Origin of the sequence: Serratia sp. KG1D, assembly GCF_037150675.1 — a bacterium.
In the GTDB taxonomy this organism is placed as follows: domain Bacteria; phylum Pseudomonadota; class Gammaproteobacteria; order Enterobacterales; family Enterobacteriaceae; genus Serratia; species Serratia nematodiphila.
The window spans coordinates 226,229-237,411 of record NZ_JBAGIH010000003.1 but is presented as its reverse complement, the minus strand read 5'-3'; the positions used below and the strand labels follow the sequence as shown (position 1 = coordinate 237,411).

Here is an 11,183-nt window from a genome sequence, read left to right as displayed (position 1 = left end):
TCTGCGGCCCGCGGCTGGCGGGCCGGCTGGATTAACGAAGCGCGCCGTTTAACCAGAATGGCGCATGCGATAAGGCCTGTTTGCGGCTGGCTTCATACCAGCCCTGGCGGCGCTCGCTCAGCGCCGCCTGCAGCTCACGCCAGGCGTCGATATAAGGCCCGGTCTGCTCGTCGGGGTAAGCGCCCGACAGCAGGACCAGCGCCGAAATCTGACGCGTCAGGCGCGGCAATTGTTCCTGATATTCATCTTCGTTCAGCGTACGGCTGAAGGCCTCTTTCAGCTCCGCGCCGCTGCGCCCCAGCATGATGTCGCTGAAGCGTTTGAAAGAACCGTCCAGCTTGGCCTGCGCTTTGGCGTCGATAAACGGCCGCCAGGCGCCGCGCACCAACCATGATGTGAGCGCCAACTTACATTGCAGGTAGACCGCGCTGTAACACAGGATCTCCGGTTGCGCGGTTTTGTCCGCCAACAGCGGTTCGAGCTCGGTCAGGCGGGCGCGCAGATCGGCACTGGCCTTGCGCGGCACCAGGCCGCCGAAGATCACCAGCGCCTGGCGGATCGTGCCAACCGCCTCAATCACCGAAGCGCGCGCCTGCGCGTCGCCGCGCAGCCACAGCTCTTCATGGTACTGCCAGTGGTTGAGCGCCAGCTCGAAGGCGGCGATCATCCCCTGCTCCACGGTCGCCTTCGCCGCCGGCTTCAGCACCCGCAGCGGGCGCACCTCACGCGGCGGATTGCCCTGCGCCAGGTGGTAACCGCGCGCCGCCTTGCTCAGGCTGCCCTGACGCAGCCCGTCGTGCGCCGCCAGCTCACCGGCCAACGCCAGCAGATCGGCGGTATTGCCTTTCAGCAGCTCCAGTTCTATCTCGCTCAGGGCTTCGCTGAGGCCACCAGCACGCACTTCTCCCTGATCCAGGCCAATCTCTATCTCGCTTTGGCCGTAAGTAACCACCCACTTCTCACGCACGAAATCCGTACGGAACAGCGGTTGCAACGCCTGCTGCAGCGCCGCGATATCGCAATCCTGCGGCCAGATGTCGGCAGGAAACTGCGCCAACGCCAGCTGCGGCTCGGCGATAGCGACATTGTATTCCGGGCGCTGGTGCAGGCCGCCCACCACTTTACCGGCGGTTTTGATGGTCATCTCATAGCGATCGTCGAAACCGCGAATGCGCAGCCCCATGTCGTGACTGCGCAGGAAGTTGTCGGCCGTTTCGAAGTAAATGTTGGTCAGCTTTTGCGGCGCGGAATGCTGATGCGGCCAGGCGGCGAGCCAGTGTGGCAGTGCGGCCACCGCTTGCGGCGCGGCGATGAATTTCAGTTCAATTTCAACGGTCATAATTCTTTAACACCAATAAGTTACGCATTCGCGTCGGTTTCAGCGCGGCGCGCTCGGCCCGCCGTATGCTGCCCACTGACGCACAGTTGCCGTTATCTTACCGCGATTCCCGGCGCCTTAACCCTGCTAACTGTAGAAAAAACCTGTTACGTTATAAAACGCTGCGCAACTCACAGAATCAGCCACAGTAAGATAGTTCTCATTCCGGTTTTGGCGTTGCGTCGTCAGACTGAACCCTCTACTATCGTTCCATAAATTCACCCAGAAACGATGAACTAATGCAGAAATTACGCCTGATTTTCCTTGCCGCGCTGAGCTTCAGCATCACTTGGGCCGCACATGCCGAAGATAAACGCTATATCTCCGATGAGTTAAGCACTTACGTCCATAGCGGCCCAGGTAATCAGTACCGTATTGTCGGCACTCTGAACGCCGGTGAAGAAGTGACCCTGCTGAGCGTCAACGACAGCACCAACTACGGCCAGATCCGCGATCCGAAAGGCCGCACCACCTGGATCCCGCTCGACCAACTCAGCCAGACGCCAAGCCTGCGCACCCGCGTGCCGGAGCTGGAACAGCAGGTGAAAACCCTGACCGACAAGCTCGCCAACATCGACAACACCTGGAACCAGCGCACGGCGGAAATGCAGGAAAAAGTCGCAGGCAGCGACAGCACCATCAGCAGCCTGCAGAAGGAAAACCAGGATCTGAAAAACCAGCTGGTGGTCGCGCAGAAGAAGGTCAACGCCGTTAACCTGCAGCTCGACGACAAGCAGCGCACCATTATCCTGCAATGGTTCATGTACGGCGGCGGCGTCGCCGGCGTCGGTTTGCTGCTGGGTCTGCTGTTGCCGCACCTGATCCCGCGTCGCAAGAACAACAATCGCTGGATGAACTGATCTCAGTATCGTTCAGTTTGAGTTTGGGCGCCTGCGGGCGCCTTTTTCATTGGCGCCGACATCCCGCGGCCAATTCATGTAATCTGATAGACAGAGCCTTACACGATATTCAGGAGTCAACAGTGCAGATTTATCTGGTCGGCGGCGCCGTTCGCGACAGCCTGCTCAACATTCCGGTGGTCGATCATGATTGGGTGGTGGTGGGCGCCACGCCGGCGGAGCTGCTGGCATTGGGCTACCAGCAGGTCGGCAAAGATTTTCCGGTATTCCTCAATCCCGACACCCACGAGGAGTACGCGCTGGCGCGCACCGAGCGCAAATCCGGCCAGGGGTACACCGGTTTTACCTGCTATGCCGCGCCGGACGTCACGCTGGAAGAAGATCTGCTGCGGCGCGATCTGACCCTCAACGCCATCGCCCGTTCCGCCGAAGGGGAACTGATTGACCCCTACGGCGGCGTGGCCGATCTGCAGGCGCGCGTGCTGCGCCACGTTTCCGACGCGTTCGGCGAAGATCCGCTGCGCGTGCTGCGCGTGGCGCGATTCAATGCTCGCTTCGCCCATCTGGGTTTTCGCATCGCCGACGAAACGCTGGCCTTGATGCGCCGGATGGCGCACAGCGGTGAACTGGCCGCGCTGACCGCCGAACGCGTCTGGAAGGAAACCGAAAAGGCGCTGCAAAGCCAGAGCCCGCAGGTCTATTTTCAGGTGCTGCGCGACTGCGATGCGCTGGCGGTGCTGTTCCCGGAAATCGACGCGCTGTTTGGCGTGCCGGCCCCCGCCAAGTGGCATCCGGAGATCGACACCGGCGTGCATACGCTGATGGCGCTGGCGATGGCCGCCCGCCTCACTCCCGAGGTGGACGTACGCTTCGCCACCCTGTGTCATGACCTCGGCAAAGGATTGACGCCAAAAGCGTTCTGGCCGCATCACCACGGCCACGGCCCGGCGGGCGTGCGGCTGGTCGAAGCGCTATGTCAACGGCTGCGGGTGCCCAATCCGGTGCGCGATCTGAGCAAGCTGGTGGCCGAGTACCATGATTTGATCCACACCGTGAACAAGCTGCGGCCGGAGACCCTGCTGAAGCTGTTCGACGCCATCGACGTCTGGCGCAAGCCCCAAAGGCTGGAGCAGATGATCCTGACCAGCGAAGCGGACGCGCGCGGCCGCACCGGCTTTGAGGAGAATCCTTATCCGCAGGGCGACTATCTGCGTCAGGCGTATCAGGTGGCGAACGCGGTATCTATTAAAGAGGTGGTAGCCAGCGGGCTGCAGGGCACCGCGATCCGCGATGAGCTCAAACGCCGTCGCCAGCAGGCGCTGGCCGACTGGAAACTCAACCAAACCATCCTCAACGATCAGGCATAAAAAAACCCCGCAGAGCGGGGTTTTTTCTTGCCATCGGGCTTACAGGAATACCATGTAAACCACGGCCGCCACGATAAAGCGGTAGATGGCAAACGGCACGAACGAGATGCGTTTGATCAGCGACAGGAAGGTCTTGATCGCAATCAGCGCCACCACGAAGGCAGTAACGAAACCGACGGCGAACATCGGCAGATCACCCCAGGTCAGGAAGTGCAGGCTCTTGTACAGATCCAGACCGCTGGCGCCAATCATCATCGGCACCGCCAGGATGAAGGAGAACTCGGACGCCGCATAGCGGTTTACGCCCACCAGCATACCGCCGGCGATAGTGGACCCCGAACGGGAGAAACCCGGCCACAGCGCCAGGCACTGGAAGCAGCCGATCATGAACGCCTGGCGGTAGGTGATGTCATCCAGCCCTTCCGCTCTCGGTGTCTTCGGCTTCAGCCATTCCGCCGCCAGCAACAGCAGGCCGCCGACGACCAACGCGTACATCACGTTTTTCGGCGCGAACAGCGATTTAATCACATCGTGGAATACCAGACCCAGCACCACCGCCGGGATCATCGCCAGCAGGATATGCCCCAGCTTCAGTTGGCCGCTGGTTTTGCCCTCGTGCTCCACCGGCTTGCCGCCGAAATGGATGCCGATCAGGCCGAACAACCGGCGCCAGAACATCACCACCACGGCCAGGATAGACCCCAGTTGGATGATGACTTCAAAGGTTTTGGCTTTGTCGCCGGTAAAACCCAGCCACTCGCCAACGATAATCATATGCCCGGTGGAAGACACCGGCAGAAATTCGGTTAACCCTTCGACAACCCCAAGAACAAACGCAATAAACAGTGAATGCATGTCAGCCATGTGCTTCGCTCACCCCATAAAATAACGGCCATCACATAAAAAAGCGGCAGTGCTTAAAAGACAATGCCGCTAAAACAATTCTCAGGATTAAGACCAGATTAACGGTCTTTCGTTGCAAGCAGATGACATAAAATCATGCGGGACGAGTGCCGCGCTCAATGATCACGCCGACCCGATTGGCATGTGCTACAGCGCCCGGTTTGCTGACCTTAATACGGACCCACGGGGAATTGAAGCGCTGAAGCAAAATTTCGGATATTTCCTCCGCCACGCGCTCCACCAGCGCGAACCGGTTCGATTCAACATGCTGGATCACGGCGTCGCTGACATCGGCATAGCTCAGACAGTCATTTACATCGTCGCTGGCGGCGGCCGGCCGGTTATCCCAGCCCATTTCGATATCGAACACCAGCTTCTGACGAATGCCCTGTTCCCACTCATAAACGCCAATGGTGGTAATTACGGTAAGCTCTTCAATAAATACGATATCCATCACGTCATTCTCTGTTTTTGGCCTTGCCGGATACCACTTCCAGCGGAATGTGCGTATTATCCATAGATGTTGCGAGTAAAACGACCATTATTAAACGGAACCGCGTTATGAGTGCTACCGCGCTTGGCATGATTATCTTCGCGTATCTGTGCGGCTCGATTTCCAGCGCGATCCTGGTTTGCCGGATCGCCAGGCTGCCGGATCCGCGTGAACATGGCTCAGGAAACCCCGGGGCGACCAACGTCCTGCGCATCGGCGGCCGGCTGGCGGCGGCGGCGGTGCTGGTGTTCGATATTCTGAAAGGGATGCTGCCGGTCTGGCTGGCCTACAAACTCGATGTGCCGCCGCTGTATCTGGGCCTGACGGCGATCGCAGCCTGTCTGGGGCACATCTATCCGGTGTTCTTCCACTTCCGCGGCGGTAAAGGCGTGGCGACGGCGTTTGGCGCCATCGCGCCTATCGGCTGGGATCTGACCGGCCTGATGACCGGCACCTGGCTGTTGACGGTGCTGCTCAGCGGCTACTCTTCGCTCGGCGCCATCGTCAGCGCGTTGATCGCCCCGTTCTACGTCTGGTGGTTCAAACCGCAGTTCACCTTCCCGGTAGCGATGCTCTCCTGCCTGATCCTGATGCGGCATCACGACAATATTCAGCGCCTGTGGCGCGGCCAGGAAGGCAAGATCTGGGGCAAGTTCCGCAAGAAGAAAAACGACGCGGATAACGGCGACCAGCCGAGAGAGGAATAACAGAAGGGCCGGATAATCCGGCCCTTTGCTTTATACCGCAGGCAGTTCCGCCAGCGGCCAGCGCGGCCGCACCGAAACGCTCAGCGCCGGGTTGGCGCCGCTCTTCAGGCGCACCATGCCGGCATAGGCGATCATCGCGCCGTTGTCGGTGCAAAATTCCGGGCGGGCATAGAACACCTCCCCGCCGCGTTTCTGCATCATCTCCGCCAGCTTGGCGCGCAGCGTGCGGTTGGCGCTCACGCCGCCGGCCATCACCAGGCGTTTGAAGCCGGTTTGCTCCAGCGCGCGTTTGCATTTGATCGCCAGCGTATCCACCACCGCATCCTCGAAGGCGCGGGCGATGTCGGCGCGCGTCTGATCGTCGTTGCCGTTGGAGCGAATGGTGTTGGCGGCGAAGGTTTTCAACCCGGAGAAGCTGAAGTCCAGCCCCGGACGATCGGTCATCGGCCGCGGGAAGGTGAAGCGCCCCGCCGTGCCCTGCTGCGCCATCTTCGACAGCATCGGCCCGCCGGGATAATCCAGGCCGAGCAGCTTGGCGGTTTTGTCGAACGCTTCGCCGGCGGCATCGTCGATCGACTCGCCCAGCAGTTCATACTCACCGATGCCGGTGACGCTGATCAGCTGGGTGTGGCCGCCGGAGACCAGCAGCGCGACGAACGGAAACGCCGGCGGGTTGTCTTCCAGCATCGGCGCCAGCAGGTGGCCTTCCATATGATGCACCGGCACCGCCGGCACGTTCCAGGCGAACGCCAGCGCGCGCCCCACGGTTGCGCCGACCAGCAGCGCCCCCACCAGGCCCGGCCCGGCGGTATAAGCCACGCCGTCGATATCGGCCGGGGTCAGGTTGGCCTCTTTCAGAGCCGCCTGAATCAGCGGCACGGTTTTGCGCACGTGATCGCGGGAGGCCAGTTCCGGCACCACGCCGCCGTAGTCGGCGTGCAGCTTCACCTGGCTGTATAATTGGTTGGCCAACAAACCGGTTTGATCGTCATACACTGCAATTCCGGTTTCATCGCAGGACGTTTCTATACCCAGTACTCGCATTACATTTCCCATCATTCACGTGCGGCCGCCAGTCTACCACATTCCGCCGCATTTACCGCCGGCGCCGCGCATCTTGTCACCGGCTTGCGCCTATGTCGATGATTCATCCAGAAAATGCCTGAGCGATTAAACACGAGCATTTTTTTCTGATTAGTCTATAATCAGCGCCCGGTGCAAAATTGCGCACGTTGCGGCAGAGCGACGCGGGTTTCAATTTGCTGTGATGCTTTACAAAGCAGCATCCATTGGAGTAAAATTCCGCACCATTTTGAAAAGGCTGGCGCTTGGCCAGCAGCAAACCGAATTTTATTGAGGTGAGAGGCACATGCCGGTAATTAAAGTACGTGAAAACGAGCCATTTGACGTTGCTCTGCGTCGTTTCAAACGCTCTTGCGAAAAAGCGGGTGTTTTAGCTGAAGTTCGTCGTCGTGAGTTTTATGAAAAACCAACTACCGAACGTAAACGCGCTAAAGCTTCTGCTGTGAAACGTCACGCGAAGAAACTGGCTCGCGAAAACGCACGCCGCACTCGTCTGTATTAATTCTTCGGGGGCAACCCCACCGCGTGAATTTCTGATTTTCAAAATCGCGCAGACCGAGTAGTTGCATACGAAGGCCGTGCTTTCCGAAAGGAATGCGCGGCTTGTTCTCGTTTATAGGCTAATGAAGTAAGGGCTTATGGCTGGACGAATTCCGCGCGTATTTATCAATGACTTGCTGGCTCGCACCGACATCGTCGATTTGATCGACGCCCGCGTGAAGCTCAAGAAGCAAGGCAAGAACTATCACGCGTGCTGTCCGTTCCACCACGAAAAGACGCCTTCCTTTACCGTTAATGGCGAAAAGCAGTTTTATCACTGTTTTGGGTGTGGTGCGCACGGCAACGCCGTCGACTTTTTGATGAATTACGACCGACTCGAGTTTGTCGAAACCATCGAAGAACTGGCGACCATGCACGGGCTGGAAGTGCCTTACGAAGCGGGCACCGGGCCAACCCAGATCGAACGCCATCAGCGCCAGAGCCTGTACCACCTGATGGAACAGCTCAGCGCGTTCTATCAACAGTCACTGCAGCAGTCCTCCGGGGCGCCGGCGCGCAACTATTTGCAGCAGCGCGGGTTAAGTGACGACGTTATTCGCCATTTCGCCATCGGCTTCGCGCCGGCGGGATGGGACAACGCCCTGAAGCGTTTCGGCCGCGACGCCGACTCGCGCCGCGCATTGAACGATGCCGGCATGCTGGTGACTAACGATCAGGGGCGTTCGTACGACCGTTTCCGCGAACGGGTGATGTTCCCCATCCGCGACAAGCGCGGGCGCGTGATCGCCTTCGGCGGCCGCGTATTGGGCGACGGTATGCCGAAGTACCTGAACTCGCCGGAAACCGAAGTTTTCCATAAGGGCCGCCAGCTGTACGGCCTGTATGAAGCACAGCAGAACCACCCTACCCTGCAGCGGCTGCTGGTGGTGGAAGGGTATATGGACGTGGTGGCGTTGGCGCAATTCGGCATCGATTATGCCGTCGCCTCGCTCGGCACCTCGACGACGGCGGAACACATTCAGCTGTTGTTCCGCGCTACCGACAACGTCGTCTGCTGTTACGACGGCGACCGCGCCGGCCGCGAAGCGGCCTGGCGGGCGCTGGAAACCGCGCTGCCGTACCTGAATGACGGGCGCCAGCTGCGGTTCATGTTTTTGCCCGACGGCGAAGATCCGGACACGCTGGTGCGCAAGGAAGGCAAAGAAGCCTTCGAACAGCGAATGGAGCAGGCGCAGCCGCTGTCCACGTTCCTGTTCGAAAGCCTGCTGCCGCAGGTGGATCTGAGCAGCCCGGACGGGCGCGCCAAGCTGAGCACGCTGGCGCTGCCGCTGATTACTCAGGTGCCGGGCGAAACGTTGCGCTTGTACCTGCGCCAGGAGCTCGGCAACAAGCTGGGGCTGCTGGACGACAGCCAGCTCGACAAGCTGATGCCCAAGCAGGCTGAAAATGCGAATCCTTATCAGGCGCCCCAGCTAAAACGCACAACCATGCGTATACTGATAGGGTTACTGGTGCAAAATCCGCAGTTGGCTACACTTATCCCTTCGCTGGAAGGGTTGGAGCAGACCAAACAGGCGGGATTGCCGCTGTTCGTCGAACTGGTGCAGACCTGTTTGGCGCAGCCGGGCCTGACGACCGGGCAATTGCTGGAGCTGTATCGCGACAACAAATTCAGCCAGCAGCTTGAAACCTTGGCGACCTGGAACCATATGATCGTTGAGGACATGGTCGAGCAGACCTTTTTGGATACGTTGGCCAGCCTGTACGACTCGGTGCTCGAGCAACGGCTGGAAACGCTGATCGCCCAGGCCAGAACGCGCGGTCTGAGCGCGGAGGAACGTGAAGAAGTCCGTTCTCTCAACCAGGTTTTAGCGAAGAAAAACTGAATACCAAACGGCTTAAGTGCCGATAATTGCGAGGGCAGAGCCCTGCACAGTGCCGCCATAGTGGGCCGCGGCGATAACGAAAACGCCCCAAATGCTATTGTTGGCGGTTTCGCCGACCGACACCAACCTAAATACTCTGAAGTGTGGATACCGTCTTATGGAGCAAAACCCGCAGTCACAGCTGAAGCTACTTGTCACCCGTGGTAAGGAGCAAGGCTATCTGACCTATGCTGAGGTCAATGACCATCTGCCGGAAGATATCGTCGACTCCGATCAGATCGAAGACATCATCCAGATGATTAACGACATGGGCATCCAGGTGATGGAAGAAGCACCGGACGCCGATGACCTGCTGCTCGCCGAAAACTCGAACAGCACGGACGAAGATGCGGAAGAAGCCGCCGCACAGGTTCTGTCCAGCGTGGAATCCGAAATCGGCCGCACCACCGACCCGGTGCGCATGTACATGCGCGAAATGGGTACCGTCGAACTGCTGACGCGCGAAGGCGAAATCGACATCGCCAAGCGCATCGAAGACGGCATCAACCAGGTACAGTGCTCGGTTGCCGAATACCCGGAAGCCATCACCTACCTGCTTGAGCAGTACGATCGCGTCGAAGCGGGTGAAGCGCGCCTGTCCGATCTGATCACCGGCTTCGTCGATCCTAACGCGGAAGAGGACATCGCCCCAACCGCCACTCACATCGGTTCTGAACTGTCGAGCGAAGAGCAAGACGACGACGAAGAAGATGAAGACGACGAAGACGACGACACCGAAGACGATAACAGCATCGATCCTGAGCTGGCGCGTCAGAAGTTCGCCGAGTTGCGCGATCAGTATGAAGCGACCCGCCTGGTGATCAAGAAGAATGGCCGCAGCCACGCCAGCGCCGCGGACGAGATCCTGAAGCTGTCTGAAGTGTTCAAGCAGTTCCGCCTGGTGCCGAAACAGTTCGACTTCCTGGTCAACAGCATGCGCACCATGATGGACCGCGTTCGCACCCAGGAACGCATCATCATGAAGCTGTGCGTTGAACAGTGCAAAATGCCGAAGAAAAACTTCGTCACCCTGTTCGCCGGCAACGAAACCAGCGATTCCTGGTTTGAAGCCGCGTTGGCGATGGCCAAGCCATGGTCGGAAAAGCTGAAAGACGTTGCTGAAGACGTGCAGCGCAGCCTGCAGAAACTGCGTCAGATCGAAGAAGAGACCGGCCTGACCATCGAGCAGGTCAAAGACATCAACCGTCGCATGTCGATCGGTGAAGCGAAAGCCCGCCGCGCGAAGAAAGAGATGGTTGAGGCCAACCTGCGTCTGGTTATTTCCATCGCCAAGAAATACACCAACCGCGGCCTGCAGTTCCTGGATCTGATCCAGGAAGGCAACATCGGCCTGATGAAAGCGGTAGACAAGTTCGAATACCGCCGCGGCTACAAGTTCTCGACGTACGCCACCTGGTGGATCCGTCAGGCTATCACCCGCTCCATCGCCGACCAGGCGCGCACCATCCGTATTCCGGTGCATATGATTGAGACCATCAACAAGCTCAACCGTATTTCGCGCCAGATGCTGCAAGAGATGGGCCGCGAGCCGACGCCGGAAGAGCTGGCCGAGCGCATGCTGATGCCGGAAGACAAGATCCGCAAAGTGCTGAAGATCGCCAAAGAGCCAATCTCGATGGAAACGCCGATCGGCGACGACGAAGATTCGCATCTGGGCGACTTCATCGAGGATACCACCCTCGAGCTGCCGCTGGATTCCGCGACCTCGGAAAGCCTGCGTTCCGCCACCCACGACGTGCTGGCCGGCCTGACCGCGCGCGAAGCGAAAGTGCTGCGCATGCGTTTCGGCATCGACATGAACACCGACCACACGCTGGAAGAGGTTGGCAAGCAGTTTGACGTTACCCGTGAGCGTATTCGTCAGATCGAAGCCAAGGCGCTGCGCAAGCTGCGTCACCCAAGCCGCTCCGAAGTGCTGCGCAGCTTCCTGGACGATTAAGTCCGG

The 11,183-nt window shown here is 59.2% G+C and carries 10 protein-coding genes; 6 read left to right on the top strand and 4 right to left on the bottom strand.

Annotated features, from left to right (window positions below; all coding sequences use genetic code 11):
- Nucleotides 1-31 precede the first annotated feature (31 nt).
- A complete protein-coding gene (locus WFM45_RS16250; RefSeq protein ID WP_021505075.1) occupies nt 32-1,339 on the bottom strand; it encodes a CYTH domain-containing protein in 1,308 nt (435 codons plus the stop codon).
- 278 nt (nt 1,340-1,617) lie between these two features.
- Between WFM45_RS16250 and WFM45_RS16245 the strand changes: the two genes are divergently transcribed.
- On the top strand, nt 1,618-2,238 hold the full coding sequence (locus tag WFM45_RS16245) for a TIGR04211 family SH3 domain-containing protein (protein WP_004937209.1): 621 nt from the start codon (nt 1,618-1,620) through the stop codon (nt 2,236-2,238).
- Nucleotides 2,239-2,360: 122 nt separating this feature from the next.
- Nucleotides 2,361-3,605, top strand: a complete 1,245-nt coding sequence (locus WFM45_RS16240; RefSeq protein WP_033632053.1) for a multifunctional CCA addition/repair protein — start codon at nt 2,361-2,363, stop codon at nt 3,603-3,605.
- 39 nt (nt 3,606-3,644) lie between these two features.
- On the opposite strand, the gene bacA is transcribed toward WFM45_RS16240, so the two are convergent.
- Both bacA and folB read right to left on the bottom strand, forming a co-directional pair.
- Nucleotides 3,645-4,469, bottom strand: coding sequence for an undecaprenyl-diphosphate phosphatase (bacA, locus tag WFM45_RS16235; protein ID WP_015379094.1), 825 nt, complete (start codon nt 4,467-4,469; stop codon nt 3,645-3,647).
- 133 nt (nt 4,470-4,602) lie between these two features.
- On the bottom strand, nt 4,603-4,962 hold the full coding sequence (gene folB / locus WFM45_RS16230; RefSeq protein WP_015379095.1) for a bifunctional dihydroneopterin aldolase/7,8-dihydroneopterin epimerase: 360 nt from the start codon (nt 4,960-4,962) through the stop codon (nt 4,603-4,605).
- A gap of 107 nt (nt 4,963-5,069) precedes the next feature.
- Between folB and plsY the strand changes: the two genes are divergently transcribed.
- Nucleotides 5,070-5,708, top strand: coding sequence for a glycerol-3-phosphate 1-O-acyltransferase PlsY (plsY, locus tag WFM45_RS16225; protein WP_004937201.1), 639 nt, complete (start codon nt 5,070-5,072; stop codon nt 5,706-5,708).
- Between the two features lie 30 nt (nt 5,709-5,738).
- On the opposite strand, the gene tsaD is transcribed toward plsY, so the two are convergent.
- A complete protein-coding gene (tsaD, locus tag WFM45_RS16220; RefSeq protein WP_015379097.1) occupies nt 5,739-6,752 on the bottom strand; it encodes a tRNA (adenosine(37)-N6)-threonylcarbamoyltransferase complex transferase subunit TsaD in 1,014 nt (337 codons plus the stop codon).
- Between the two features lie 325 nt (nt 6,753-7,077).
- On the opposite strand from tsaD, the gene rpsU reads away from it, so the two are divergent.
- From rpsU to rpoD, 3 genes are all read left to right on the top strand, one after another.
- Nucleotides 7,078-7,293: a 30S ribosomal protein S21 gene (rpsU, locus tag WFM45_RS16215; protein WP_001144069.1), complete on the top strand. Its 216-nt coding sequence runs from the start codon at nt 7,078-7,080 to the stop codon at nt 7,291-7,293.
- A 136-nt stretch (nt 7,294-7,429) separates the two neighbouring features.
- Nucleotides 7,430-9,178 (top strand): DNA primase, encoded by a 1,749-nt coding sequence (dnaG, locus tag WFM45_RS16210; RefSeq protein ID WP_103687507.1) that lies wholly within the window; start codon nt 7,430-7,432, stop codon nt 9,176-9,178.
- 157 nt (nt 9,179-9,335) lie between these two features.
- The gene (rpoD, locus tag WFM45_RS16205; RefSeq protein ID WP_004937194.1) at nt 9,336-11,177 is read left to right on the top strand and encodes an RNA polymerase sigma factor RpoD; all 1,842 of its coding nucleotides are present in this window, start codon (nt 9,336-9,338) and stop codon (nt 11,175-11,177) included.
- Nucleotides 11,178-11,183: the final 6 nt, after the last annotated feature.